Origin of the sequence: Pseudomonas sp. NPDC086112 (assembly GCF_044746425.1) — a bacterium.
In the GTDB taxonomy this organism is placed as follows: domain Bacteria; phylum Pseudomonadota; class Gammaproteobacteria; order Pseudomonadales; family Pseudomonadaceae; genus Aquipseudomonas.
This window is the reverse complement of record NZ_JBIVCD010000037.1, coordinates 36,453-62,665: the sequence shown is the minus strand read 5'-3', so window position 1 is coordinate 62,665 and position 26,213 is coordinate 36,453. Positions and strand designations below refer to the sequence as shown.

Here is a 26,213-nt window from a genome sequence, read left to right as displayed (position 1 = left end):
AGGGGGCTAATGATAAGCCACTGGGGACGTTGGCGTCTGGTAGAACGCCTTCGCGAGCAAGCCTCGCTCCTACAGGATCGTGTCGTTCGCGGAAATTACGTACGACGCGATCCTGTAGGAGCGAGGCTTGCCCGCGAAGAACGATAACGCGGTATCAGGTAATCGGCGCAGGATTGAACAAGGTAATGTCGTTGTGCAGCTTATGCTGCTCCGCCCACGTCTGTTTCTTGCCGCTGGCCACGTCCAGGTAGTAGTGGAACAACTCCCAGCCAAGCTCTTCAATCGACGCTCGCCCAGTAGCAATTCGCCCGGCATCGATATCGATCAAATCCGGCCAGCGTTGCGCCAGTTCTGTGCGGGTCGACACCTTTACCACCGGCGCCATCGCCAACCCATAAGGCGTACCCCGCCCGGTGGTGAACACATGCAGGTTCATCCCCGCCGCCAACTGCAACGTCCCGCAGACAAAATCACTGGCCGGGGTCGCGCAGAAAATCAGCCCTTTGCGCTTGAATCGCTCGCCAGGGCCGAGCACCCCGTTGATCGCGCTGCTGCCGGACTTGACGATCGAGCCCAGCGACTTCTCGACAATGTTCGACAACCCGCCCTTCTTGTTCCCCGGCGTGGTGTTGGCACTGCGATCCGCTTCGCCCTTGGCCAGGTAACGGTCGTACCAGTCCATTTCCCGCACCAGTTCCTGAGCCACTTCCTCGGTTTCGGCGCGGGACGTCAGCAGGTAAATCGCGTCGCGCACCTCGGTGACTTCGGAAAACATCACCGTCGCACCGGCCCGCAGCAACAGGTCCGAGGCGTAACCGAGCGCCGGATTGGCAGTGATGCCAGAGAACGCATCGCTGCCGCCGCACTGCATGCCGAGGATCAGCTCGGACGCCGGCACGGTTTCCCGACGACGCAGATCGAGCTTTTTCAAGCGGGTTTCGGCCAGTTCCATGATCTGCTCGATCATCTCGGTGAAACCGTGGCTGGAGTCCTGCAAGCGGTACAACCACGGATCGCTCAAATCCACCGAGCTGTCGTTCTCGTGCATCACCTGCCCGGCCTGCAATTTCTCGCAGCCCAGGCTGATCACCAACGCTTCGCCACCCAGGTTCGGGTTGCGCGCCAGGTTGCGCACGGTGCGGATCGGGATGTACGCGTCGGTGGCGGTGATCGCCACGCCGCAGCCGTAACTGTGGGTCAGCGCCACCACGTCATCGACGTTCGGGTACTTGGGCAGCAGTTCGTCCTTGATGCGTTTCACCGCGTGATCCAGCACCCCGGTGACGCATTGCACCGTGGTGGTGATGCCGAGAATGTTGCGCGTGCCGACGGTGCCGTCGGCGTTGCGAAAACCCTCGAAGGTGAAGCCTTCCAGCGGTGCCTGCGCGACCGGCACTTCGGTGGACAACGGCAGGCTGTCCAGCGGCGGCGCGGTCGGCATGCGCAGTTGATCTTCCTTGACCCAGCTGCCGCGAGGAATCGGCTGCAACGCGTAGCCGATTGTCTGGCCGTAACGAATCACCTGGCCACCCTCGGGAATGTCCTCGAGGGTGACCTTGTGGCTCTGCGGCACGAAATCCACGGTGACCAAACCATCGGGGAATTCGGTGCCGGCCGGTACGCCCTGATCGTTGACCACGATCACCACATTGTCCCGCTCGTGCAGGCGGATGTAGCGCGGCGAGTCTGAATGTTCAATCAACTGCATGACGCCGCTCCTCAGGAATGCGCTTCAGATAACTTATTGTTGGTTTCAGGACCGCTGACAGGCGGCTCTTTGAGTACCACACGTTTGATCGGGCCAACGATCACCAGATAGCTGAAGACGGCTACCAGCGCGTTGCAACCGACGAACACCAGCGCCCATTTGAACGAGCCGGTGGAGCTGATGATGTAGCCGATAACGATCGGCGTGGTGATCGACGCGATGTTGCCGAAGGTGTTGAACAGGCCACCGCTGAGACCAGCGATCTGTTTCGGTGAGGTGTCGGACACCACCGCCCAGCCCAACGCGCCCACGCCTTTGCCGAAGAATGCCAGGGCCATGAAGCCGACGACCATCCATTCCACGTCCACATAGTTGCAGGCCACGATGCTGCTGGACACCAACAGGCCGGCGATGATCGGCGCCTTGCGGGCGAAGGTCAGCGAGTGGCCTTTGCGCAGCAGGTAATCGGAAATCACCCCGCCAAGAACACCACCGATAAACCCGCAGATCGCCGGCAGCGAGGCAATGAAACCAGCCTTGAGGATGGTCATGCCGCGCTCCTGCACCAGGTACACCGGGAACCAGGTCAGGAAGAAGTAAGTGATGCCGTTGATGCAGTACTGGCCCAGATACACGCCGAGCATCATCCGGTTGGTCAGCAGCTGGCGGATGTAGTCCCACTTCGGACCGTCGCCTTTTTTGCCTTTGCCTTTATCCTGGTCCATGTCGACCATGCCGCCGTTGTCGGCGATGTGCTTGAACTCGGCGTCGTTGATCATCGGGTGCTGGCGCGGGCTGTAGATCACCTTCAGCCAGATCCCCGAGAAGATGATGCCGATCACCCCCATGACGATGAACACGTGCTGCCAGCCGAAGCTATAGACGATCCAGCCCATCAGCGGCGCGAACAACACGGTGGCAAAGTATTGCGCCGAGTTGAAGATCGCAGACGCCGTACCGCGTTCAGCGGTCGGGAACCAGGCCGCCACGATGCGCGCGTTGCCGGGGAACGATGGCGCTTCGGCCAGGCCCACCAAAAAGCGCAGCATGAACAGCGCAACCACCGCCGTGGACATGCCGAACTCACCGACATACCCCTGCAGCACGGTGAACAGCGACCAGGTGAAAATGCTCAGCGCGTAGATTTTTTTCGAACCGAAACGGTCCAGCAGCCAACCACCGGGAATTTGCCCAGCCACGTAGGCCCAACCGAATGCGGAGAAGATATAACCGAGGGTGACCGCGTCGATGCCGAGGTCTTTTTGCAGGCTGGAGCCAGCGATTGCGATAGTGGCCCGGTCGGCGTAGTTGATCGTGGTCACCAGAAACAGCATGAGCAGGATCAAATAGCGGACGTGAGTCGGCTTGGTCGATTGCATTGTAGATGTACTCCCACTGATTATTTTTATGCGCGGGTGAAGCTGTTGTGTTCCCCGTAGGGGCTGTAGGAGTTGTCGAGTGAAACGAGGCTGCGATCTTTTGATCTTTAAAAGCAAAGATCGCAGCCTCGTTTCACTCGACAGCTCCTACAGGGGGTACTGCGGTGTATCAGGAACCGATGTAGGCAGTCTTCACGACCGTGTAAAACTCTTGTGCATAGCGACCTTGCTCACGTGAGCCATAGGATGAACCTTTACGCCCACCAAACGGAACGTGGTAATCCACGCCGGCGGTCGGCAGGTTGACCATCACCATCCCGGCCTGGGAGTGGCGCTTGAAGTGGTTGGCGTACTTCAGCGACGTGGTGGCGATACCCGCTGACAGGCCGAACTCGGTGTCGTTGGCCATGGCCAGCGCTGCCTCGTAATCGGCGACGCGAACGATGTTGGCCACCGGGCCGAAGATCTCTTCGCGGCTGATGCGCATCGCAGCTGTGCTGTCGGCAAACAGCGTCGGCGCGAGGAAGTAGCCTTCGGTGTCGCACGTCACCAGACCACCGCCACTGACCAGACGCGCACCTTCGGACTGGCCGATGTCGATGTATTTCATGTCCTGTTCAAGCTGAGCCTGCGAGACGACCGGACCGATATCAGTGCCGGTTTTCAGCGCATGGCCAACCTTGATCGACTTCATGCGCTCGGCCATGGCTTCGACGAATTTGTCGTGAATCCCGGCGGTGACGATGAAGCGGCTCGACGCGGTGCAACGCTGGCCGGTGGAATAGAACGCGCTCTGTACCGACAGCTCGACCGCTTGCTTGAGGTCGGCGTCATCGAGAATGATCTGCGGGTTCTTGCCGCCCATTTCCAGCTGAACCTTGGCCTGACGCGACACGCAGCTAACAGCGATCTGGCGACCCACACCCACGGAACCGGTGAAGCTGATGCCATCAACTTTCGGGCTCTGCACCAGCGCATCGCCAACCACGCGACCGCTGCCCATCACCAGGTTGAACACGCCGGCCGGGAAGCCTGCTCGGGAAATGATTTCCGCCAGCGCCCAGGCGCAACCCGGCACCAGATCCGCCGGTTTCAGCACAACGCAGTTGCCGTAGGCCAGGGCCGGGGCAATTTTCCACGCAGGGATCGCGATCGGGAAGTTCCATGGCGTGATCAGACCGACCACGCCCAGCGCTTCGCGAGTCACTTCAACGTTCACGCCCGGACGCACCGACGGCAAATAGTCGCCGGACAGGCGCAGGCATTCACCGGCGAAGAACTTGAAGATGTTGCCGGCGCGGGTCACTTCGCCGATGGCTTCGGGCAAGGTCTTGCCCTCTTCCCGGGCCAGCAGCGTGCCGAGTTCTTCGCGGCGGGCGAGGATCTCAGTGCCGACTTTATCCAATGAATCGTGGCGAGCCTGGATGCCCGAAGTGGACCAGGCCGGGAACGCGGCGCGAGCGGCGTCGATGGCGGCGTGGACCTGAGCCAGATCAGCCTTGGCGTAATCGCCGATGGTATCGGTCAGCTCGGAGGGGTTGATGTTGGCGCAGTAATCACTGCCCACCACCCATTCGCCATTGATGTAGTTGTCGTAACGCTTTGCATCAGCCACTTGAAGATCTCCTCACGCAAGAAGCCGCTGATTGCTCAGCGGCCTTGGTTTAATCGAGTGTTATTGCGCACCTTGCTTGTCGATCAGCGCGGCGAGCATTTCGTACTCTTCGCCCGTCAGATCGGTCAGCGGCGCACGCACAGGACCTGCGTCGAAGCCTGCAATTTTTGCCCCGGCCTTGACGATGCTCACGGCGTAACCGGCCTTGCGGTTACGGATGTCCAGGTACGGCAGGAAGAAGTCGTCGATGATCTTGCCGACGGTGGCGTGATCTTCGCGAGCAATGGCGTGGTAGAAATCCATCGCGGTTTTCGGGATGAAGTTGAACACCGCCGAGGAGTAAACCGGTACGCCCAGCGCCTTGTAGGCCGCGGCGTAGACTTCAGCGGTCGGTAAACCGCCCAGGTAGCTGAAGCGATCACCGAGGCGGCGACGGATCGACACCATCAACTCGATATCGCCCAGGCCATCCTTGTAACCGATCAGGTTCGGGCAGCGCTCGGCCAGACGTTCCAGCAGTGGCGCGGTCAGGCGGCAGACGTTGCGGTTGTAAACCACCACGCCGATTTTTACCGATTTGCATACCGCCTCAACGTGGTCGGCAACACCGTCCTGGCTGGCTTCGGTCAGGTAGTGCGGCAGCAGCAACAGGCCTTTGGCGCCCAGACGCTCGGCTTCCTGAGCGTATTCGATGGCCTGGCGGGTGGCGCCGCCTACGCCGGCAAGAATTGGCACGCTGGTAGCGCAAGTGTCGACGGCAGTCTTGATGATTTCCGAATATTCGCTGGCCGCCAGAGAGAAGAACTCACCGGTGCCGCCCGCGGCGAACAATGCCGAGGCGCCGTATGGGGCCAGCCATTCGAGACGCTTGATGTAGCCCGCGCGATGGAAATCGCCCTGAGCATTGAAGTCGGTGACCGGGAATGACAGCAGACCGGAAGAGAGGATGGACTTCAGTTCTTGTGGATTCATTATTCGAACACCCTGGGTAGCAACGTTGTGTGAGAAAACCGTTCAGCCTTCGCCGAAGTTGTAGGTCATCGTACAACTTAAAATACAACCGTCAACTGCATTTCATCGCGAGCCGCAAAATTTGCGTCGGAAAAAGTAATCCCTTGACGTAGGAAATTTCTGATCTATGATCCAGACAACTGTATATGCATACAGTTAAATTTGATTCTACCTACGACATATCAAGGAGCTAGAAATGTCAGGTCTATACGCACAACCGAAGGAAAATACCCGACAGATCATCGCCGATCTGGATGATCTTTTTACCGAGCACGGCATCGCCCTTTCTGGCAATGGCGACACACTTAAACTCACTGCCGGCAGCCATCACAACCTCAAACATCAGCGTCAGGGCCCGCTGCCGACGCCACCGGAGAAATCGCTGAAAGGCACGCCGCAGCTGAGGTTTGAAGGTGCAGAACATACCGCGATCGGCGACAGCACCCTGCTGCGTTTCGTCAAGGATGCTCCTGCCATACCGGCCTCGCAGGTGGAGTTGCACCTGCCCAATGGCCTGGCATTGACCTATGGACAAGTGATTGCACTGGGGGGTGATTTTTATGGAATTCCCGACCAACCGATCTGCGAAGGCGCAACAGCCGCAGACCGAACCCAGCGCTTTACCAACGCCTTCAACTCCCTGGCGGTACTGCCGGCCTCAAACGCCGAGGCGAAGTTGATCCTCGGTGTCATGCAGAAAGAAATCGCCGCCATCAATCAAGCGATCAGGGACGGTAAAGAGCCTCATGAGGCTTATGACGCCCTAGGTGATACGTTGTCGGAAGAGTGGAACAAGATCACCGGTGGCGGCAGTTTCGTTTCGGCGCTATTCCCTTTGGGGCGTTATCTGAAACTGGCCGCCAACAATGCTGACCACTTTGCCGAATGGGCGTTGCTGGCCTACATCGCCGGGCACACGGCAGCGCTGCAACAAGCAGTGCTGGCCCACAACAGCGGCGATGAAAAGCAGTTGGAACTGGCCTATGCGATGAACGCTTTTGCCGATCACTCTTTGACCGACCTGTATTCCGCCGGTCACCTGCGAGTACCGCGTAAACAGCTGGCGGCAGTGGTCACGCCCAGTGATCTCGGCTCGTTGATTACCCGCTTCATGCACGATGAAGACAGCAAGTTCGGCCTCAACGTGAGCAATGGCAATGGCGATCGCTGGCACGCCTATGGCGACAAGCGCTACTTCGACGCGATCGACAGCGCCAATCGCGTCCAGGTGAATCAGGCCGTTCAGGTGTCTGCGGATGAAGTGTTCGCGGCGTACCTCAGTGGCACTGCACCATCGGCTGGCAGCTTTGCTGCGTTGAAAAGGCTACCCGACCTGCAAGCGGTTCTGAACCCGGCCGGCAATTTCTCGCCACTGTTCAAGGTCGAGGGCGACAAGGTATTGCGGCGCAAGGACGTCAACAACCTGAACGATACCGCCACCGTGGACGACTGGTGGGGCTGGAGCACGTACCTGCTGCTCAAGGACTACCAACCAACTGGCGTGCTGAATTCAGCGGCCAATGCCTGATAAGGAGATCACTGATGACTATCAAATTGAAACTGGAACTGGCTTCTGGCCAATCGCTGAAAGGTGCGCCATTGGAGTTGTTGTCGAAGGGCGTGCCGGTTGCCCGGGCGCTTGTGGATGAACGCGGGCATGCGGTTTTCGATGCCAAACCTGGGGCTGCCGGGTTGGCGGTGAGGGTGGATCGTTCGATTTTGAGGACTGGCTGAAGCTACTGCGAGATGGCCGCCGGCCCTCTCGCGAGCAAGCCCGCACACATTGGATCTTGGTGAACGCATTTTTTGTGAACAACCGGGATCAAGTGTGGGAGCGGGCTTGCTCGCGAAGGCGTTATTCCAGGCCCAACGGAAAGTGAAAATGCACACTGACCGTTCATCGAAACTGCTATTTCTAACAGTTTTAAGCAGTCCCTGAACAAGGCTAAATCGCCGCTCAATCACTGCTCAGGTCAGCGTCCATGAACACACCCCATCGATTTAAATTTCCAGTCAGAACCAAGCATGCGCCTCTGGAAATGCTCATGAACTTCGATCTCCACGTGAACGTTGGAGATTTCGTCGAGTTTGAGATGATCCCCGGAAAAAACTGGCTCATCACTCGGAAGAAATTCAAGGTGCTGATGGACAACACAATCGAGTACGTCGACTACGAAGCGAAGGGGGCCTAACCCCGCTGCGCCTGCGCCTCTTCATGCGCCTGGCGCAACCGCTCGCGGCTATTCGTCAGGTGCAACCGCATGGCCGCTCGCGCCGCATCGGAATCCTGCCGTGCAATCGCATCGTAAATCTCTTCATGCTCACGGCTCAGGCGACTCATGTAGTGCTGCTGATCATCATGGGCCAGGCGCGCGGAGTTCAGGCGCGTTCGCGGAATGATGCTGGTGCCCAGGTGGGTCATGATGTCGGTGAAATAGCGGTTGCCCGTCGCCAGGGCGATTTGCAGGTGGAACTGGAAGTCGGACGCCACGGCATCGCTGGCATGGGAGACACTTTCATTCAATGCATCCAGCGCCGCGCGCATCAACGCCAGTTGCTCGGGGCTGCGGCGTTGCGCGGCAAGGCCGGCGGATTCCACTTCCAGGCTGATGCGCAATTCCAGAATCGCCAGCACATCGCGCAAGGTCACCACGGTGGCCGGATCAATACGGAAACCGCTCGGGCTCGGGGTATCGAGCACGAAGGTGCCGATGCCATGACGGGTTTCGACCTGGCCTGCGGCCTGCAAACGGGAAATCGCTTCGCGCACCACGGTGCGACTGACGCCATGGGCATCCATGATCGCCGACTCGGTGGGCAACTTGTCGCCACGCTTGAGGTGACCGTCGCGGATCTGCTCGGACAGCACCGTCACCAGTTCCTGAGCGAGGCTGCGGCGCTTGCGAGGGAGGCGAGGTGCGTCGATCGGGTTTTCCATGGTGAACGTCTGTCTCAAAAATTCGGCTGAATCCGCATCATAGCGCATGCGAGTTGTACGATCACCACCACACCCGTAGGAGCGAGGCTTGCCCGCGAAGAACGATAACGCGGCCCTCAGTCGGAAACCGCGTGAAGGCCTTCGCGGGCAAGCCTCGCTCCTACAGAGGGTGTGGTGTCAGGCGGTCACGGCCTGGTCTACCAGATGCCCATTCTCGATACGCACATGCCGTGGATGGAAACGCTTCAGGCTGCTGCGATGGCCAACGCTGACGATGCTCAGTCCAGGCAATTCATCGATCAACGCCTGATACAACGACGCTTCATCTTCTTCGTCCATCGCCGAAGTGGCTTCGTCCATGTACAGCCATTGCGGCGCATAAAGCAGCGCGCGGGCGAAGGCCAGACGTTGCTGCTCGCCCGGCGAAAGCATGCGCTGCCAGTGGTTGGCTTCATCCAGACGCGAAACCAGGTGCGGCAAGCGGCAGGTTTCCAGCACGTGGACGTAGCGCTCGTGCGGGTAGGTGTCGCCCGGCTGTGGATAACTCAGCACCTCGCGCAGGGTGCCAATCGGCAGATAGGGTTTTTGCGGCAGGAACAAATACCGTCCCGTCGGCAGACGGATGCTGCCGTGGCCGGCCGGCCAAAGGTGCCCCATCGCCCGCAGCAAAGTCGATTTCCCGCTGCCAGAACGACCGCTGAGCATGACGCGCTCACCCTCCTCCACGGTCATGTCGGCGTTGGTCAGCAGATGACGACCGTCAGCGAGGTCGAGGCCAAGGTTGTGCACCTTCAACGCCGAGCCTTGATTCTGCACGTCGATGGCTGGCGAACGCTCTTCGTTGTCAGTCATTGCCTGGCGGAAACTCAGCAGACGATCACAAGTGGCACGCCACTCGGCGAGGTCCTGGTACGCGCTGATGAACCAGCTGAAGTTCTCCTGCACGTTGCCGAACGCGGAGTTGATTTGCATCAGCTCACCGAGCTCGATCTTGCCGGCGAAGTAACGCGGCGCAGCGACCATGAACGGGAAAATAATTGCGATCTGGGCATAACCGGAGGTGAAGAAGGTCAGGCGCTTGGACACTTTCATGATGTCCCAGAAATTGTGCCAGACCAGGCCAAAGCGACTGCTCAGACGACGGTTCTCGTTCGGCTCACCGTTATACAGCGCAATGCTTTCGGCATTCTCACGGACTCGCACCATGGAGAAACGCAGGTCGGCTTCGAAACGTTGCTGGTTATTGTTGAGGCCGATCAAGCGCCGACCGATCACATGCGTCAGCCAACTGCCGACCGCGGCGTAAACCAGTGCGCACCAGAACATGTAGCCGGGGATCGTGAAACCAAACACTTCGATGCTGCCCGACACGCCCCACAAAATGATCGAAAACGATACCAGGCTGACGACGTTACGGATCAAACCAAGGCCCAGGCCCAAGGTGTTGGTGGTGAATTTATTGAGGTCTTCGGAAATCCGCTGGTCCGGGTTATCGGTGTAACCGCCCTGCTCCAGCTGGTAGTAATTCTTGTCGCCGAGCCAGCGGGCGAAGTGTTTCTCGGTGAGCCAGGCTCGCCAGCGAATGGTCAGCATCTGAGTCAGGTAAAGCCGGTACACCGCGCCGAGAATCGCCACGGCGGCGATGCCGCAGAAGTACAGGATCAATTGCCAGAACGCCGCGTCATCCTTCCTCTGCAGGGCGTTGTAGAAATCCTTGTACCAACTGTTTATCCACACCGAAATCGCCACGCTGAACAACGACAGCGCGATCACCGCGATCAGCAACGTCCAGGCCTTGCCCTTCTCTTCGCTGCGCCAGTAAGGCGTGGTCATCGCCCAGACTTTGCGAAAAAACTGCCCGCGCACAGCATCGTTGACCGCGGAATATTCAGCGTTCTGATTCATGGATAAGGCTCGATAAAGAAAAGAACACACACGAGCCGATCATAAATGATCGGCCCGGCTTGTAACGAGGTGTGACAACAATTGTTCAGCGCCGGTTCAGCGACGGACCGGACGCTTCTGCAGTTTGCGCTGCAGCGTGCGGCGGTGCATGCCCAAGGCGCGGGCAGTAGCGGAGATGTTGCCTTCGTGCTCGGTCAATACGCGCTGGATGTGCTCCCACTGGAGGCGATCCACGGACATCGGGTTTTCCGGCACCAGGGTATCGAGGTCGGCGTGCTCGGAGAGCAACGCGGCCAGCACGTCATCGGCGTCCGCCGGTTTGCACAGGTAATTGCAGGCGCCACGCTTGATCGCCTCGACGGCGGTGGCAATGCTCGAGTAACCGGTGAGGATCACCACGCGCATTTCCGGGTCGAGTTCCAGCAGTTTGGGCAACAACACCAAGCCCGAATCGCCGTCCATTTTCAGATCCAGGGCGGCGTAATCCGGTATGTCGGCCTGGGCGATGGTCAGGCCTTCTTCGGCGGACCCTGCGGTGCTCACGCGAAAACCGCGGCGGGCCATGGCGCGGGCCATCACACGGGTGAAGGTTGCGTCGTCGTCTACCAGCAGCAAATGCGGCAGTTCTTCGCCTTCGACTTGGATCTCGTCACTCATGTTCGTCTCCTCGGGCGACACGGGGCAGGCGCAGCTCGGTAAGCGTGCCACCTTCCTCATGACTGTAGAGTTTCACTGAGCCGCCGGCGCGTGTCACGCTGGCCTTGCTCAAAAACAGGCCCAGGCCGAAACCTTTGCCCTTGGTGGTAAAAAACGGTTTGCCAATCTGCTCGGCAATAGCCAGTGGCACACCGGCGCCATGGTCGCGAATGCTGATGGTCAAGTCCTCGGCATTCCAGTCCAGCGTCACTTGCAAGCCTTCGGGGCACGCATCGGCGGCGTTGTTCAGCAAATTCAGCAGGGCCTGAGTCAGGTCCGGCGGCGGTGCCATGCGCGGCACGGTACCCTGGCCCAGGCGCTGGAAGCGATAACTGGCTTCCGGGCGCATCAAGTGCCAGCGGTTCAGGGCTTCGTCGAGCCAATCGGTGACGTCTTGCATCTCCACCGCCAAGCGACGATTGGCTTCCGCCGCCCGGACCAACTGCTGCAAGGTCTCTTTGCAGAGTTTGACCTGATCCTGCAGCACGCTCAAATCGTCCTGCAACAGCGGGTCTGGATGGTCTTGGCGCATTTCCTTGAGCAGCACGCTCATGGTCGCCAGCGGTGTGCCCAGCTCATGGGCGGCACCCGCCGCCTGGGTCGCGACGGCCAGCAATTGCTGATCGCGCAGGCCTTCTTCGCGACGAATGGCGCGCAATTCTTCCTGACGACGCAGCTCTTCGGCCATGCGGGCGGCGAAGAACGTAATCACCGCCGCCGCCAGGGCAAAGCTCAGCCACATGCCGTAGATCTGCAGGTTTTCCCGGGCGATCGGGAACGTTTCCAACGGGTAGAACCGCGCCAGCAGCAACGTATAAAGCGCCAGCGCGATACCCGACAGAATCACCGAATAACGCCATGGCAGCGTCACGGCGGCGATGGTCAATGGCACCAGGTAATAAGAGACGAACGGATTGGTCGAGCCGCCGGAGAAGTACAGCAAGGCACTGTGGATAAACAGGTCACAGGCCAGTTGCAAGGCGTATTCGAGCTCGGTCACCGGCCACGACGTGCGCAGACGAACCGCCGTGAACGCGCACAGCAGCATCGAGCAACCCAGGGTCATTGCCAGTTGCACCCACGGCAACGGCAGCAGGTCGAACCAGTAGGCCAGCCCCACAGAACCGGCCTGAGCGGCCAGCACCAAGGTGCGGATGAACGTAAGCCGCCAGAGGTTCTGACGAGTGGCGGAAGTGATTTGAACGGGGGCGAGCATGAGCTCTCCTGATGAGCGCTCCAGGCGGATCGCACGGAGTATAACCAAGCCGCGGGCCTGAGAGGCAAAAGTGCGGCAAACGACCACATGGCAGAAAGAATTGCTGCGTCTATAAGGACGCCTTCGCGGGCAAGCCACGCTCCCACATTGGAATGCGTTCCCCTGTGGGAGCGTGGCTTGCCCGCGATTGGCTGCGAAGCAGCCACCTGCTGATTATCTGTATAGAAGTTGTAACTGTGCGAACCGGACCATTGAAGCTAGAGTCTGATGGTTTCACGCAGGTTCGGACCTTAACCCCTGCGCATCGTCCAAGGAGCTTTTCATGCACACATTGCGCCGCAGCGCCGCCCTTCTTGCCTTAAGCGTTGGCACCGTCGCCAGCCTTCCGGCCCTGGCCGTCGACGAACTGCATTACAACCAGATCTCCCTGCGCGCCGAAGTCAGCCAGGAAGTGGCCCGCGACCTGATGATCGTGACCCTCTACACCGAAGAGCAAAACAGCGACCCGGCCAAACTCGCCGCCGACGTCAGCACCACCATAAACAAGGCGCTGGCACAGGCTAAAGAAGTCAAAGACATCACCCTGCGCCAGGGCAGCCGCAACAGCTACCCGATCTACGACACCAAAGGCCAGAAAATCATCGGTTGGCGTGAACGCGCCGAACTGCGCCTGGAAAGCTCGGACTTCGCCGCCCTCTCCAAACTCACCGGTGAACTGCTCACCGACCTGAAAATGGGCGGCATGGACTTCGCCATCGCCACCCCAACCCGCAAAGCCAGCGAAGACGCCCTGCTCAAGGAAGCCGTGACCGCCTTCAAGTCCCGTGCCCAACTGGCCACCGACGCCCTGGGCGGCAAGAGCTACAAAATCGTCAACCTGAACCTCAACAGCAACGGTTATCCACAACCGTACATGCGCGGGCCGATGATGATGAAAGCCGCTGCCGGCATGGATTCGGCACCGGTGACGCCAGAAGTTGAAGCCGGGACCAGCCAGGTCAGCATGACGGCGGATGGGGCGATTGAAGTGTTGATGCCTTGATGCGATGGCGGGTCAGTCAGTTTTGTAGTGACTGATCCACCGCCTTCGCGAGCAAGCCCGCTCCCACAGTTTTTCATCGTCATTCACAAATTTTGTGTACGACACAAATCAACTGTGGGAGCGGGCTTGCTCGCGAAGAACGATGACACGGTCAACTTGACCGAACGCCTGCCTACACCTGCGGATCGACGTTATCCAACGCTCGGTTCACCGCCAGCTCCGCCAACATGATGATTTGTTGAATCGCCAACACTGTATTGCGCTGCGGGCCGATCAGGTGGGTGGCGAAATCACTGGCCAGGACGCTGGCCGAGGCCAATGACTCGCAGGCTTGTGCCAACAGGCTTTCGGTATCCATGTTGGGGGCGATCATATACATCGTGCTGGGACGACGGGGTGTCGGGGCGTATGGGGCGGGTGGATCGAGGTAGTAATTGAGGGCGCGTTTTATGGCTTCGCGGTCTTTGAGTAATTCTTCGGTGCGCAAGGCTTCGGCGTTGGGGGTGGTGGTGTTGAAGGGTGGGTCCGGGATTAACTTATCCATGCAATTTTCCTTTTGAAGTTGGAGCCATCAATTTCCGATCTCACTCGGCGAAGAGGTGGCAGCTATGTGCGGTGTGAGATTACCGGCAAAAGGAACCCGGCCAGACCGAGGTCTGCCCGCACACAGCCGCCATAACGCATTTGCTGGCAGCGGATAAGCTGGCGGCAATTATGGAGTGGCTCGCGTGGGTTTCCAATCGTTTAGCCGGGATCTCACTCCCGATCACTGATTTTTCAGCGACAGCCAAAGATTAGAGGCACTGCTTCCTACCCGGCAACCTGAAAAATGCGTGGGAAAGCTCTATGGCCAAGACTAATTTCTTAAACACCCATTAACAGATTGGCCGGTTGTCAGGCAGCCTTCGCGAGCAAGCCCGCACACAGCAGGGCGGTGTCATCTGCTTTTGATTTTGCATTTGCGAAAGCCCAGGAGCTAAGAGAAACTCCCTGCCTTTCCAGACTCGATAAGGATGCGAGCATTGAAGTTTGAAAGGGATCAGTTTTCCGGCAACCATGGAATTGTCTTCAACGTATCGCGCTTCACTCTGTCAGCCAGTGAACGGGGTGGCCTCAGAACACTGCATTTTGGTGAAGCGAAAGCCGCCCACTATGAAGTGAGCAATCTGGTGGTGGAGCTCTACGACAAAATGCTCGCCAAGGATTTGCCTTGCCAAATGATGGTCGGGATCTCCAAACCCCTGACCCGGCTACAGGGGGATTTACTCAATGCCCAACGAACAAGTATCGCCAACCTCACCAGTGGTGTTTTCGCCGCAGCGGCAGGTAAATTCATGCCCGCTGCGGCCATCCCGGTGGGATGGGCAGTCCGCGAGTTCACGCTGAGCACATTGCCGACTTATCACGCCGGCGATGTCATCGTCAGCCTGGATGCACAGGTCAGCGGCGGCATAGGCCCTCAGCACTCAGCATCGTCCATGATCATCAAGACTCAAGGCGGGTGAGACCATGAAAGAATATGGCCTGTACGCCGTGGCTTATGCAGTGTTCCTGCTGTTGTTCTTCTATCTGAAATCCTATGGCCTCAGAAAATGGCTGGGCATTGCGCTGGTCGCTCTGGGGTTTTCGAGTATTTTGATGCTGCCGCCTTTCATCGCAGGCTTCGATCTGGGCATCGTTTCAACCAATGCTATCGCCCTCGGGGCTGCGCTGTTTTTTAGTCGGACCCGGTATGCGGCGTGAGCCATGCGCTCATTCAAGCAACGTGAAACGGAATTCACTTCACCCACAACGCCCGCCTGACACCGCTTTGCGTAGGAGCTGCCGAAGGCTGCGATCTTATGACGTTGATTTTCAAGATCAAAAGATCGCAGCCTTCGGCAGCTCCTACAGTCCGCCATCAACGCAAAAACCGGCCGACTATGCCCGGATAGAGGGGTCCCCCTCAAAAAACGATATTTCCGCCCGCCCCGCCAACAACGCTACCCTCAGAAAAACACCGCCGCCAAACCCACGGGGACTCCATGGAAAGAACCACCGTCAAACCACTTCTGCTTGCTCTCGCCCTCGCTACAACCGCATCACTCGCACAAACCGCCCAAGCCGCCACCACCCTGGTCTACTGCTCAGAAGCCAGCCCCGCCGGCTTCGACCCCAGCCAATACACCAGCGGCACCGACTTCGACGCCTCAGCCGAAACCGTCTTCAACCGCCTCACCCAATTCAAACGCGGTGGCACCGAAGTCGAACCCGGATTAGCGACAAGTTGGGATGTGAGCAAGGACGGCCTCAGCTACACATTCCACCTGCGCGACGGCGTGAAATTCCACACCACCGACTACTTCACCCCGACCCGCGACTTCAACGCCGATGACGTCCTGTTCACCTTCCAGCGCCTGCTCGACCCGCAGAATGCCTTCCGTAAAGCCTACCCCGCCGAATCGCCGTACTTCACCGACATGGGCCTGAACACCACGATCAAAAGCATCGACAAGATCGACGACCACACCGTGCGCTTCAGCCTGAACAACATCGACGCCGCGTTCGTGCAGAACCTCGCCATGAGCTTCGCCTCGGTGCAGTCCGCCGAGTACGCCGCCCAACTGTTAAAGGAAGGCAAAGCCGCCGACCTCAACCAGAAACCGGTCGGCACCGGCCCGTTCGTGTTCAAGCGCTATCAAAAGGACTCGCAGATCCGCTACGCCGCCAACAAGGCCTACTGGAAGCCCGAGGACGTGAAACTCGATAACCTGATTTTCTCGATCACCCCCGATGCCGCCGTGCGCTTGCAGAAGCTCAAGGCCGGCGAGTGTCAGGTCAGCGGCTACCCGCGCCCGGCAGACATCGAAGTCATGGAGAAAGACCCGAACCTGACCGTGCTCAAACAGGCCGGTTTCAACCTCGGTTTCCTCGCCTACAACGTAACCCATCCGCCGCTGGACCAGCTCAAGGTCCGTCAGGCGCTGGACATGGCTATCGATAAACCGGCGATCATCAAAGCGGTCTACCAGAGTGCCGGGCAGCTGGCGCAGAACGCCCTGCCCCCGGCGCAATGGTCCTATGACCCGACCATCAAGGATGCACCGCACGACCCGACCAAAGCCCGCGCGCTACTAAAAGAAGCAGGGGTTGCGCCCGGTACCACCATCAATTTGTGGGCCATGACCGTGCAGCGTGCCTCCAACCCCAACGCCCGGATGTCGGCGCAGATGATCCAGCAGGATTGGGAGAAAGTCGGGATCAAGGCCAACATCGTCAGCTATGAGTGGGGCGAGTACATCAAGCGCGCCAAGAACGGCGAGCACGACGCGATGATCTACGGCTGGACCGGCGATAACGGTGACCCGGACAACTGGCTCGGCGTGCTCTACAGCTGCGCTGCGGTGAAAGGTAGCAATTACGCCAAATGGTGCGACCCGGCCTACGACAAGCTGGTGCAGCAAGCGAAGGTGTCCACTGACAAACAGCAGCGGGTCAAACTGTACCAGCAGGCACAGCAAATCCTTAAGCAACAAGTACCTATCACGCCTGTCGCCAACTCGACCGTGTTCCAGCCACTGCGCAAGGAAGTCACCGACTTCAAGATCAGCCCTTTCGGCCTTACACCCTTCTATGGAGTGGGTATAAATAAGTAACACCAGGCGCCAACCGGGTGCACCAGACGCCCCGGTTGCCCCGTGTCGGTGCGCGTTTTGCACCGTAAAAAACCTGCGCAAACGGTCAAATGTGCGGGAATTTATACATATGCGACATTAAGGTACGTTCGTGCCACTGTTTAAGGTTTGGAGCCATTCAGGATCTTGCATTGGGTATGGCCCCTGCATAAGTATCCGCAGGTCGACTCACGAGGTCGTCCTCTAATTCCAAAAATGACAACAAATCATGAGGCCACCATGCTTAAACACGCGGTCATTCCGTTTTTAGTCGGCGCAAGCTTGTTAGCCAGCGCACCATTCGCCCAAGCGGCGACTAACCTGGTGTTTTGCTCCGAAGGGAGCCCGGCCGGTTTCGATCCTGGTCAGTACACCACCGGAACCGACTTCGACGCCTCTGCAGAGACCATGTTCAACCGCCTGACCCAGTTCGAGCGCGGCGGCACCGCCGTTGTTCCTGGTCTGGCGACCAAGTGGGACATTTCCGATGACGGCCTGACTTACACCTTCCACCTGCGCGAAGGCGTCAAGTTTCACACCACCCCGTACTTCAAGCCAACTCGTGAGTTCAACGCCGACGACGTGCTGTTCACCTTTAATCGCATGATTAACAAGGATGATCCGTTCCGTAAGGCGTACCCGACTGAATTCCCGTACTTCACCGACATGGGGATGGATACCAACATCACCAAGATCGATAAAGTCGACGACCACACCGTCAAGTTCACGCTCAAAGAAGTGGATGCCGCGTTCATCCAGAACATGGCCATGAGTTTCGCCTCGGTCCAGTCCGCTGAGTACGCTGCCCAGCTGCTCAAGGAAGGCAAAGCCGCCGACATCAACCAGAAGCCGGTCGGTACTGGCCCGTTCGTGTTCAAGAGCTACCAGAAAGACTCCAACATCCGCTACACCGGGAACAAGGACTACTGGAAGCCTGACGACGTGAAGATCGATAACCTGATCTTCGCCATCACCACCGACCCGTCGGTACGCATCCAGAAGCTGAAAAAGAACGAGTGTCAGATCACCCTGTTCCCTCGTCCGGCCGATCTGAAAGCGTTGAAGGAAGACAAAACCCTGAAGGTGCCTGACCAGGCTGGTTTCAACCTGGGCTACATCGCCTACAACGTGATGGACAAGATCAAGGGCAGCGATCAGCCAAACCCGATGGCTCAGTTGAAAGTGCGTCAGGCACTGGACATGGCCGTCAACAAGCAGCAGATCATCGATTCGGTTTACCAGGGTGCTGGCCAGCTGGCCGTCAACGCCATGCCACCGACCCAATGGTCTTATGACACCACCATCAAGGACGCGCCGTACAACCCTGAGAAAGCCAAAGAACTGCTCAAGGAAGCCGGCATCAAGGAAGGCACCGAGATCAACCTGTGGGCAATGCCGGTGCAACGTCCCTATAACCCCAACGCCAAGCTGATGGCCGAAATGCTCCAGTCCGACTGGGCCAAGATCGGTATCAAGGCCAAGATCGTCACCTACGAATGGGGCGAGTACATCAAGCGTTCCAAAGGCGGCGAAAACGGCGCGATGCTGATTGGCTGGAGCGGCGACAACGGTGACCCGGACAACTGGCTGAACGTGCTGTTCGGCTGCGATTCGCTGCAAGGCAACAACTTCTCCAAGTGGTGCGACAAGAAGTTCGACGGCATCGTCAAGGAAGCCAAACGCACGACCGATCAGGCCAAGCGCACCGAACTGTACAAGCAGGCGCAACACGTCCTCAAAGATGCTGTTCCAATGACACCTATCGCTCACTCGACGGTGTTCCAACCCATGCGCAACAACGTGCAGGACTTCAAGATCAGCCCGTTTGGCTTGAACTCCTTCTACGGCGTTAGCGTCAGCAAATAAGAAAAGGCAGCGGCGACGTTTTCAGCGACGCCGCTGCTTTTTTCTGCCGAGAAGATAGGAATTTGCCTACATCCTAATCCGCTGTCTGACGCAGCCAGGGGTTAGGACGCGTTGCCTTTTCCTACGAGTCTTTAGGACTCAGCGCATTTACTGCCAGACCCACGGCACCTACCGTCGGGATCTGACCAGCGATTGCGTGGCTATCGGTTTGCTGCCCGTATTGGTTTGAGCTCAATGCAGCCCCCCACTCGGGGTCGCGGCGCATTGAATAAACACTACAAAAAGAGGGAGCGTCATGCGCCATACCTTGGTTTTATCCGCATTGCTGGGCACCGGCCTGCTGGCCGTCACTTCCGTTAGCCAGGCCGCCAATAACAGCCTGGTGTTCTGCTCCGAAGGCAGCCCCGCCGGTTTCGACACCGCGCAATACACCACGGCGACCGATAACGACGCCGCCGAGCCGCTGTACAACCGATTGGCAGAGTTTGAAAAAGGCGCCACCAACGTCGTACCGGGCCTGGCAACGAGCTGGGATATTTCCGAGGACGGCCTCAAGTACACTTTTCACCTGCGCGAAGGGGTGAAATTTCATACCACCAAATACTTCACGCCGACCCGCGATTTCAACGCCGATGACGTGCTTTTTACCTTCAATCGCATGCTCGATCCGCAGCAACCCTTCCGCAAGGCTTATCCAACCGAGTTCCCGTATTTCAACGGGATGAGCCTGAACAAGAACATCGCCAAGGTCGAGAAAACCGGGCCGCTGACCGTGGTGATGACGCTCAACAGCGTCGACGCCGCGTTCATCCAGAACATCGCCATGAGCTTCGCCGCGATTCTGTCCGCCGAATACGCCGATCAGCTGCTGGCCTCCGGCAAGCCGAGCGACATCAACCAGAAGCCGATCGGCACTGGCCCGTTCGTGTTCAAGAGCTACCAGAAAGATTCCAACATCCGTTACAGCGGCAACAAGCAGTACTGGGACCCGAGCCGGGTCAAGCTCGACAACCTGATTTTCGCCATCAACACCGACGCCTCGGTGCGCGTGCAGAAGCTCAAGGCCAACGAATGCCAGATCACCCTGCACCCACGCCCCGCCGACGTGACCGCGCTGAAAAACGATCCGAAACTGCAATTGATCGAAAAGCCCGGGTTCAACCTTGGTTACATCGCCTATAACGTGCGGCACAAACCGTTCGACCAGCTCGAAGTGCGCCAGGCGCTGGACATGGCGGTTAACAAGCAAGGCATTCTCAACGCCGTCTATCAAGGCGCCGGTCAACTGGCAATGAACGCCATGCCACCGACTCAATGGTCCTACGACGAGACGATTAAAGACGCCGCCTACAACCCGGAAAAGGCCAAGGAATTGCTCAGGGCCGCCGGCGTCAAGGAAGGCACCGAAATCACTCTCTGGGCCATGCCGGTTCAGCGTCCGTACAACCCCAACGCCAAGTTGATGGCCGAAATGCTCCAGGCGGATTGGGCGAAGATCGGCCTCAAGGTCAAGATCGTCAGCTACGAATGGGGCGAGTACATCAAGCGCACCAAGAACGGCGAGCACGACATCAGCCTGATCGGCTGGACCGGTGACAATGGCGACCCGGACAACTGGCTCGGCACGCTGTACAGCTGCGATGCCATTGGCGGCAACAACTACTCCATGTGGTGTGATCCGGCTTACGACAAGCTGATCAAGCAGGCCAAAGTCGTCACTGACCGTGACCAGCGCACGGTGCTCTACAAACAGGCGCAGCAGTACCTCAAGCAGCAGGTGCCCATCACGCCGGTCGCCCACTCGACGGTCAACCAGCCGTTGAGCGCCAAAGTCGAAGGATTCAAGGTGAGTCCTTTCGGTCGTAACGTGTTCTCGGGCGTCAGTATCGACCAATAACCGATTAGTCAGAACGCTGGGGGCGGATTGCGCCCTCACGCAAGCGTATTGCCGTAATTCGCCGATCCGGCCTATAGCAAACGTTTGCGATGCCTGCATGAGTTCACACCAAATAGCCGGATCACCGAAAAAGACCGGCATTAAAAAAAGAAAGTAAGGAGCTTCACCCATGAAACTGAGCAGCACCGCGTTATTGGCCTTGGCCATCAGCAGCGTGACCGCCACGGCGTACGCAGAATCCCAGAGCCAGGCGTTCACGCCGGTTACCGTTAAAGAGAAAAGTGCCCAGAGTGAAGCCACAGGCTTTGTCGAAGGCCAATCGATCACCGGCAGCACGCGTAACTGGTATGCCAATGAGCAACTGAAGCGCGGCGCCACGTTCAGCTACAAGAAGAATGGTGTATCGACCCCGACTGATCGTCGTATCAACTGGGTTCAGGGCACTATCCTCAAGTACAACTCCGGTTTCACCGAAGGCACCGTAGGTTTCAGCACCGAAGTGGCGGCCTACAACGCTATTGCTCTGGATCGTGATCGCAAGGATCTGGCGTCCAACAATGGTGGCGCACCGGGTACCCGCTCTGGCGCGGGCAACAACCGCACACTGACCGAGGAAGGTGGCGACGCCGTCGGCCAGTGGAGCAAGCTGGGCCTGGCCAACGTCAAGGCCCGCGTGTCCAACACCACCCTCACTGCCGGCCGCCAGAACTTCAGCAGCCCGATGGTCGATGTCATCGGTAACCGTGCGTTGCCCTCAAGCTTCCAGGGTGTGAGCCTGCACAGCGAAGAGCTGGAAAACCTGAGCTTCGACGTCGGCACGTTCGATCGCAATTCTCCACGAACCGAGCAAAGCCAGCGCAAGTTCCGCACCGAATACGCCAACGGCATCGTTGAAACCGATCACGTCCACACGGCCGGTATCACTTACACGCCATTTGCCAGCCTGACCACCAGTCTGTGGGGTACCCAGGCTGAAGACCTGTGGAACCAGTATTACTTCGGCGCCACCCATGTGCTGGGCGACAGCTCGATCCTGAGCCTGACCACTGGACTGAACTACTACAAAACCCAGGAAGAAGGTAAAGCCCTTATCGGCAAGATCGATAACGACACCTACTCTCTGTCGTTCGGCCTGACCCACCAGGCTCACAGCCTGACCTTCTCTTACCAGGAAATTAACGGTAACGAGTACTTCGACTACCTGCACGAAACCAACGGCATCTACCTGGCCAACTCCCTGCTGTCGGACTTCAACGGCCCGAACGAGAAGTCCTTCCAGATTGCCTACGGTCTGAACATGGCCGAATACGGCGTACCGGGCCTGAAGTTCAACATCTATCAGGCTCGCGGCTGGGGCATCGACGGCACTCACTACACCGGCAACGGCGGCGTGGCGGACAAGGGTTACGACGGTATCCAGAACCAGGATGGCGAACACCACTATGAATACGGCATCGGTGCTTCGTACGCCGTGCAGAGCGGTCCACTCAAGGCCACCGCTATCCGCGCGACCTACACCGCTCATCGCGCCAGCGAAAACCAGGTGGATGGCAGCATCAACGAGTTCCGTCTCGTGACCACCATCCCGTTCAATATTTTGTAAAACCCATGCCGGCGGCTGACTCATGATGAGTCGGCCGTCTGGTTTTTCTGTTCACCGATTGCAGAGGGCTCTAGATGAAAATGCTTCCCCTACGAGCGGCCATCGCTGCCGCGTTGCTGAGTGTCGCCGTCGGCGTCTCGGCCAAACCCTTGGTGGTCTGTACCGAAGCCAGCCCGGAAGGCTTCGATATGGTCCAGTACACGACTGCAGTCACAGGCGATGCGGTGTCCGAAACCATCTTCAACCGTCTGGTGGGCTTCAAGCCCGGCACCACTGAAGTGGTTCCGGCACTGGCCGAGTCCTGGGACATCAGCGATGACGGTCTGACCTACACGTTCCACCTGCGCAAAGGCGTCAAGTTTCACACCACCGATTACTTCAAGCCGACCCGCGACATGAATGCCGACGACGTGGTCTGGAGCTTCCAGCGTCAGCTGGACCCGAAACACCCATGGCACAAACTGTCGAGCGTGGGCTTCCCATACTTTGAAAGCATGGGCTTCAAAGAGCTGCTCAAAAGCGTCGAGAAAGTCGACGACAACACGGTCAAATTCACCCTGACCCGCCGTGAAGCGCCGTTCCTGGCCGACATCGCCATGGCCTTCTCCTCGATCTACTCCGCCGAGTACGCCGATCAGTTGCTAAAGGCCAACAAGGCCGGCGATCTGAACAGCAAGCCGATTGGCACCGGCCCGTTCGTCTTCCAGCGCTACGCCAAGGACGCTCAAGTCCGCTTCAAGGCCAACCCGGATTACTTCGGTGGCAAGCCCCCGGCTGATCCGCTCATATTCGCGATCACCATCGACAACAACGTGCGCCTGCAAAAACTGAAGGCCAACGAATGCCAGATCGCGTTGTATCCCAAACCCGATGATGTCCCTAGCATCAAGGCCGACCAGAACCTGAAGGTCGACGAACTGGCCGCAATGACCACCAGCTACACCGCGATGAATACCAGCCGTAAATACATGAGCGATGTACGCGTACGCAAGGCGATAAACATTGCATTCGACAAGCCGACTTACGTCACTAGTTTGTACGGCAAGGGCAACGCCGTCATTGGTACCGTTCCCTATCCTCCGACCCTGCTAGGCTTCAACGACAAACTGAAAAACCCACCGCGCGACCTTGGTAAGGCCCGTGAACTTCTCAAGGAAGCGGGTGTACCGGAAGGTACCGTGCTGACGCTGTTTACCCGTAACGGCGGTGGCCCCACCAACCCTAATCCACTGCTGGGCGCGCAAATGATGCAGTCGGATCTGGCACAGATCGGGATCAAGCTCGACATCCGTGTCATGGAATGGGGAGAGATGCTCAAACGTGCCAAGAATGGCGAACACGACCTGGTATCGGCAGGCTGGGCCGGCGATAACGGCGACCCGGATAACTTTCTTACGCCGAACCTGAGTTGCGACGCAGCGAAAAACGGCGAAAACTACGCCCGGTGGTGCAACAAGGAATTCCAGGACTTGATCGACAAGGCTCGCGGCGGCACTGACCCGGCTGCCAGGGCGGCGCTCTACGAACAAGCGCAGGAAGTTTTCGACAAGGACCAGCCATGGATTCCCATGGCCTATCCGAAAATGTTCACGGCAATGCGCAAAAACGTCGAGGGCTACCACCAGAGTCCTCTGACAACCAATAACTTCGCCACCACCCAGGTGAAGTAGATAAGAAACGCCCGGCATCGCTGACCCCAGCGCTGCCGGGCACGCCTAACCGGCTGATGAGGTACACCACACGATGTTTAGTTTTATTGCCCGCCGATTGGGGTTATTGATCCCCACGTTCTTCGGCATCACCTTGCTGACTTTCGCGTTGATTCGCATGATTCCTGGCGACCCCGTGGAAGTGATGATGGGCGAACGTCGGGTCGACCCCGAAATGCATGCTCAGGCAATGGAACGCCTGGGTCTGAACAAACCCCTGTATGCCCAATACCTGGATTACATCGGCAAGTTGGCCCACGGCGATCTCGGCGAATCCCTGCGTACCCGTGAAAGCGTCTGGACCGAGTTCAGCTCTCTATTCCCCGCGACCCTGGAACTGTCCATGGCCGCCCTGTTGTTCGCCGGCATCCTGGGCCTTCTGGCCGGGGTGATCGCGGCACTCAAACGAGGGTCCCTGTTCGACCATGGGGTGATGGGCGTCTCCCTGGCGGGATACTCGATGCCGATCTTCTGGTGGGGCCTGATCCTGATCATGTTCTTCTCGGTGAGCCTGGGCTGGACCCCGGTGTCCGGGCGGATCGACCTGCTCTACGACATCGAGCCGCGCACCGGCTTCATGCTGATCGATACGCTGCTGGCCGATGACGTCGGGGCGTTCTTCGATGCCCTGCATCACCTGATCCTGCCGGCCATCGTGCTCGGCACCATCCCGCTGGCGGTGATTGCGCGGATGACCCGCTCTTCGATGCTCGAAGTGCTGCGGGAAGACTACATCCGTACCGCCCGCGCCAAAGGCCTGTCGCCATCGCGCGTGGTGTTCGTTCACGGCCTGCGTAACGCACTGATTCCGGTACTGACCGTGGTCGGCCTGCAAGTCGGCACTCTGTTGGCCGGTGCGGTCCTGACCGAAACCATTTTCTCCTGGCCCGGCATCGGCAAATGGCTGATCGAAGCCATTGGCGCACGGGACTATCCCGTGGTGCAGAACGGCATCCTGTTAATCGCCTGCCTGGTGATCCTGGTCAACTTCGTGGTGGACATCCTCTACGGCTTTGCCAACCCACGCATCCGTCATCAGCGCTGAGATCAAGACCATGACCACTCTCACTACACCGGTAGCAGTCGATCAAAGCCTGCTGTATCCGTCCCCGTATAAAGAATTCTGGCACGCGTTCTCCAGGAACAAAGGCGCCGTCGCTGGCCTGATGTTCATGCTGCTGGTGATCTTCTGCGCGATCTTCGCGCCGTGGGTTGCACCGCATGACCCAAGCGAGCAATACCGCGACTTCCTGCTGACCCCGCCGTCCTGGCTGGAAGGCGGGCAAATCCAGTTCCTGCTCGGCACCGATGAACTGGGTCGCGACCTGCTGTCGCGGCTGATCAACGGTTCGCGCCTGTCCTTGCTGATCGGCTTGTCGTCGGTGGTGATGTCGCTGATTCCGGGCATCCTGCTGGGTCTGTTCGCCGGGTTCTTTCCGCGCGTGCTCGGCCCGACCATCATGCGTCTGATGGACATCATGCTGGCCCTGCCGTCCCTGCTGCTGGCCGTGGCGATTGTCGCCATCCTCGGCCCTGGCCTGATCAACACCATTATTGCCATCGCCGTGGTTTCGTTGCCGTCCTATGTTCGTCTGACCCGCGCCGCGGTGATGGGCGAATTGAACCGCGACTACGTGACCGCCGCGCGCCTGGCCGGTGCCGGTCTGCCACGCCTGATGTTCGTCACCGTGCTGCCCAACTGCATGGCGCCGCTGATCGTTCAGGCCACCTTGAGTTTCTCCTCGGCGATTCTCGATGCCGCGGCACTGGGCTTCCTCGGCCTTGGCGTACAACCGCCAACGCCTGAGTGGGGCACCATGCTGGCTTCTGCTCGCGACTATATCGAACGCGCCTGGTGGGTGGTGAGCTTGCCGGGTTTGACCATTTTGCTCAGCGTGCTGGCAATCAACTTGATGGGCGACGGCCTGCGCGATGCGCTGGACCCGAAACTCAAGAACGCCGCCTGAGGAGATTC

General features: G+C 58.7%; 22 protein-coding genes. 13 read left to right on the top strand and 9 right to left on the bottom strand.

The genetic code is table 11. The features are described from left to right. Positions 1 to 154: 154 nt before the first annotated feature. The 4 genes from garD to kdgD form a co-directional block, all read right to left on the bottom strand. Positions 155 to 1,708, bottom strand: a complete 1,554-nt coding sequence (gene garD, locus ACIPLA_RS22270) for a galactarate dehydratase (protein WP_401175969.1) — start codon at positions 1,706 to 1,708, stop codon at positions 155 to 157. Positions 1,709 to 1,719: 11 nt separating this feature from the next. Further along, entirely contained in the window at positions 1,720 to 3,108 is a 1,389-nt protein-coding gene (locus ACIPLA_RS22265; protein WP_371317166.1) for an MFS transporter, read from the bottom strand. Positions 3,109 to 3,256: 148 nt separating this feature from the next. Beyond that, the gene (locus ACIPLA_RS22260) at positions 3,257 to 4,702 is read right to left on the bottom strand and encodes an aldehyde dehydrogenase family protein (RefSeq protein WP_218398674.1); all 1,446 of its coding nucleotides are present in this window, start codon (positions 4,700 to 4,702) and stop codon (positions 3,257 to 3,259) included. Between the two features lie 60 nt (positions 4,703 to 4,762). Continuing rightward, positions 4,763 to 5,674, bottom strand: a complete 912-nt coding sequence (gene kdgD / locus ACIPLA_RS22255) for a 5-dehydro-4-deoxyglucarate dehydratase (RefSeq protein WP_192346260.1) — start codon at positions 5,672 to 5,674, stop codon at positions 4,763 to 4,765. Between the two features lie 235 nt (positions 5,675 to 5,909). Here kdgD and ACIPLA_RS22250 point away from each other — a divergent pair, with 235 nt between their 5' ends. From ACIPLA_RS22250 to ACIPLA_RS22240, 3 genes are all read left to right on the top strand, one after another. Beyond that, positions 5,910 to 7,241: a phospholipase gene (locus ACIPLA_RS22250; protein ID WP_401175965.1), complete on the top strand. Its 1,332-nt coding sequence runs from the start codon at positions 5,910 to 5,912 to the stop codon at positions 7,239 to 7,241. 14 nt (positions 7,242 to 7,255) lie between these two features. Continuing rightward, a complete protein-coding gene (locus tag ACIPLA_RS22245; RefSeq protein WP_192346264.1) occupies positions 7,256 to 7,447 on the top strand; it encodes a hypothetical protein in 192 nt (63 codons plus the stop codon). 311 nt (positions 7,448 to 7,758) lie between these two features. Beyond that, positions 7,759 to 7,905 carry a hypothetical protein gene (locus tag ACIPLA_RS22240; RefSeq protein WP_225603831.1) on the top strand — a complete coding sequence of 49 codons (147 nt, stop codon included), beginning with the start codon at positions 7,759 to 7,761 and terminating at the stop codon, positions 7,903 to 7,905. On the opposite strand, the gene ACIPLA_RS22235 is transcribed toward ACIPLA_RS22240, so the two are convergent. The 4 genes from ACIPLA_RS22235 to ACIPLA_RS22220 form a co-directional block, all read right to left on the bottom strand. Next, positions 7,902 to 8,651, bottom strand: coding sequence for a FadR/GntR family transcriptional regulator (locus ACIPLA_RS22235; RefSeq protein WP_007901399.1), 750 nt, complete (start codon positions 8,649 to 8,651; stop codon positions 7,902 to 7,904). The genes ACIPLA_RS22240 and ACIPLA_RS22235 overlap by 4 nt on opposite strands. Positions 8,652 to 8,828: 177 nt before the next feature. Then, positions 8,829 to 10,556, bottom strand: a complete 1,728-nt coding sequence (locus ACIPLA_RS22230) for an ABC transporter ATP-binding protein/permease (RefSeq protein WP_218398671.1) — start codon at positions 10,554 to 10,556, stop codon at positions 8,829 to 8,831. 96 nt (positions 10,557 to 10,652) lie between these two features. Beyond that, a complete protein-coding gene (locus ACIPLA_RS22225) occupies positions 10,653 to 11,213 on the bottom strand; it encodes a response regulator transcription factor (RefSeq protein ID WP_007901386.1) in 561 nt (186 codons plus the stop codon). Continuing rightward, positions 11,206 to 12,468, bottom strand: coding sequence for an ATP-binding protein (locus ACIPLA_RS22220; protein WP_218398670.1), 1,263 nt, complete (start codon positions 12,466 to 12,468; stop codon positions 11,206 to 11,208). Before ACIPLA_RS22220 ends, ACIPLA_RS22225 begins: the two co-directional genes overlap by 8 nt. 322 nt (positions 12,469 to 12,790) lie before the next feature. On the opposite strand from ACIPLA_RS22220, the gene ACIPLA_RS22215 reads away from it, so the two are divergent. Further along, the gene (locus ACIPLA_RS22215) at positions 12,791 to 13,510 is read left to right on the top strand and encodes an SIMPL domain-containing protein (RefSeq protein WP_218398669.1); all 720 of its coding nucleotides are present in this window, start codon (positions 12,791 to 12,793) and stop codon (positions 13,508 to 13,510) included. Positions 13,511 to 13,682: 172 nt separating this feature from the next. Here ACIPLA_RS22215 and ACIPLA_RS22210 read toward each other — a convergent pair whose 3' ends face one another. Beyond that, positions 13,683 to 14,054: a DUF6124 family protein gene (locus ACIPLA_RS22210; RefSeq protein ID WP_401175958.1), complete on the bottom strand. Its 372-nt coding sequence runs from the start codon at positions 14,052 to 14,054 to the stop codon at positions 13,683 to 13,685. 478 nt (positions 14,055 to 14,532) lie between these two features. Between ACIPLA_RS22210 and ACIPLA_RS22205 the strand changes: the two genes are divergently transcribed. From ACIPLA_RS22205 to ACIPLA_RS22165, 9 genes are all read left to right on the top strand, one after another. After that, a complete protein-coding gene (locus ACIPLA_RS22205; RefSeq protein ID WP_192346274.1) occupies positions 14,533 to 15,015 on the top strand; it encodes a hypothetical protein in 483 nt (160 codons plus the stop codon). Between the two features lie 4 nt (positions 15,016 to 15,019). Continuing rightward, complete coding sequence (locus ACIPLA_RS22200) at positions 15,020 to 15,253, top strand: hypothetical protein (RefSeq protein WP_218398668.1); 234 nt, start codon at positions 15,020 to 15,022, stop codon at positions 15,251 to 15,253. Between the two features lie 281 nt (positions 15,254 to 15,534). Further along, positions 15,535 to 17,145 (top strand): ABC transporter substrate-binding protein, encoded by a 1,611-nt coding sequence (locus ACIPLA_RS22195; RefSeq protein WP_218398667.1) that lies wholly within the window; start codon positions 15,535 to 15,537, stop codon positions 17,143 to 17,145. A gap of 258 nt (positions 17,146 to 17,403) precedes the next feature. Continuing rightward, a complete protein-coding gene (locus tag ACIPLA_RS22190) occupies positions 17,404 to 19,029 on the top strand; it encodes an ABC transporter substrate-binding protein (protein ID WP_401175955.1) in 1,626 nt (541 codons plus the stop codon). A gap of 295 nt (positions 19,030 to 19,324) precedes the next feature. Further along, positions 19,325 to 20,926 carry an ABC transporter substrate-binding protein gene (locus tag ACIPLA_RS22185; RefSeq protein ID WP_123498933.1) on the top strand — a complete coding sequence of 534 codons (1,602 nt, stop codon included), beginning with the start codon at positions 19,325 to 19,327 and terminating at the stop codon, positions 20,924 to 20,926. Positions 20,927 to 21,095: 169 nt separating this feature from the next. Beyond that, positions 21,096 to 22,529, top strand: coding sequence for an OprD family porin (locus ACIPLA_RS22180; RefSeq protein ID WP_401175951.1), 1,434 nt, complete (start codon positions 21,096 to 21,098; stop codon positions 22,527 to 22,529). A 74-nt stretch (positions 22,530 to 22,603) separates the two neighbouring features. Next, complete coding sequence (locus ACIPLA_RS22175; protein WP_401175948.1) at positions 22,604 to 24,199, top strand: ABC transporter substrate-binding protein; 1,596 nt, start codon at positions 22,604 to 22,606, stop codon at positions 24,197 to 24,199. Positions 24,200 to 24,272: 73 nt separating this feature from the next. Continuing rightward, the gene (locus ACIPLA_RS22170; protein ID WP_063341564.1) at positions 24,273 to 25,283 is read left to right on the top strand and encodes an ABC transporter permease subunit; all 1,011 of its coding nucleotides are present in this window, start codon (positions 24,273 to 24,275) and stop codon (positions 25,281 to 25,283) included. A gap of 10 nt (positions 25,284 to 25,293) precedes the next feature. Beyond that, positions 25,294 to 26,205: an ABC transporter permease subunit gene (locus tag ACIPLA_RS22165; RefSeq protein WP_008067271.1), complete on the top strand. Its 912-nt coding sequence runs from the start codon at positions 25,294 to 25,296 to the stop codon at positions 26,203 to 26,205. Positions 26,206 to 26,213 lie beyond the last annotated feature (8 nt).

Bases quoted from the DNA above. Each gene is read 5' to 3' on its own strand.
- ACIPLA_RS22180 (WP_401175951.1), top strand. From the start codon at position 21,096: ATGAAACTGAGCAGCACCGCGTTATTGGCCTTGGCCATCAGCAGCGTG.
- ACIPLA_RS22215 (WP_218398669.1), top strand. From the start codon at position 12,791: ATGCACACATTGCGCCGCAGCGCCGCCCTTCTTGCCTTAAGCGTTGGC.
- ACIPLA_RS22225 (WP_007901386.1), bottom strand. From the start codon at position 11,213: ATGAGTGACGAGATCCAAGTCGAAGGCGAAGAACTGCCGCATTTGCTG.
- ACIPLA_RS22220 (WP_218398670.1), bottom strand. From the start codon at position 12,468: ATGCTCGCCCCCGTTCAAATCACTTCCGCCACTCGTCAGAACCTCTGG.
- ACIPLA_RS22230 (WP_218398671.1), bottom strand. From the start codon at position 10,556: ATGAATCAGAACGCTGAATATTCCGCGGTCAACGATGCTGTGCGCGGG.
- ACIPLA_RS22195 (WP_218398667.1), top strand. From the start codon at position 15,535: ATGGAAAGAACCACCGTCAAACCACTTCTGCTTGCTCTCGCCCTCGCT.
- garD (WP_401175969.1), bottom strand. From the start codon at position 1,708: ATGCAGTTGATTGAACATTCAGACTCGCCGCGCTACATCCGCCTGCAC.
- ACIPLA_RS22175 (WP_401175948.1), top strand. From the start codon at position 22,604: ATGAAAATGCTTCCCCTACGAGCGGCCATCGCTGCCGCGTTGCTGAGT.
- ACIPLA_RS22245 (WP_192346264.1), top strand. From the start codon at position 7,256: ATGACTATCAAATTGAAACTGGAACTGGCTTCTGGCCAATCGCTGAAA.
- ACIPLA_RS22200 (WP_218398668.1), top strand. From the start codon at position 15,020: ATGAAAGAATATGGCCTGTACGCCGTGGCTTATGCAGTGTTCCTGCTG.
- ACIPLA_RS22185 (WP_123498933.1), top strand. From the start codon at position 19,325: ATGCGCCATACCTTGGTTTTATCCGCATTGCTGGGCACCGGCCTGCTG.
- ACIPLA_RS22235 (WP_007901399.1), bottom strand. From the start codon at position 8,651: ATGGAAAACCCGATCGACGCACCTCGCCTCCCTCGCAAGCGCCGCAGC.
- ACIPLA_RS22250 (WP_401175965.1), top strand. From the start codon at position 5,910: ATGTCAGGTCTATACGCACAACCGAAGGAAAATACCCGACAGATCATC.
- ACIPLA_RS22170 (WP_063341564.1), top strand. From the start codon at position 24,273: ATGTTTAGTTTTATTGCCCGCCGATTGGGGTTATTGATCCCCACGTTC.
- ACIPLA_RS22165 (WP_008067271.1), top strand. From the start codon at position 25,294: ATGACCACTCTCACTACACCGGTAGCAGTCGATCAAAGCCTGCTGTAT.
- kdgD (WP_192346260.1), bottom strand. From the start codon at position 5,674: ATGAATCCACAAGAACTGAAGTCCATCCTCTCTTCCGGTCTGCTGTCA.
- ACIPLA_RS22190 (WP_401175955.1), top strand. From the start codon at position 17,404: ATGCTTAAACACGCGGTCATTCCGTTTTTAGTCGGCGCAAGCTTGTTA.
- ACIPLA_RS22240 (WP_225603831.1), top strand. From the start codon at position 7,759: ATGAACTTCGATCTCCACGTGAACGTTGGAGATTTCGTCGAGTTTGAG.
- ACIPLA_RS22210 (WP_401175958.1), bottom strand. From the start codon at position 14,054: ATGGATAAGTTAATCCCGGACCCACCCTTCAACACCACCACCCCCAAC.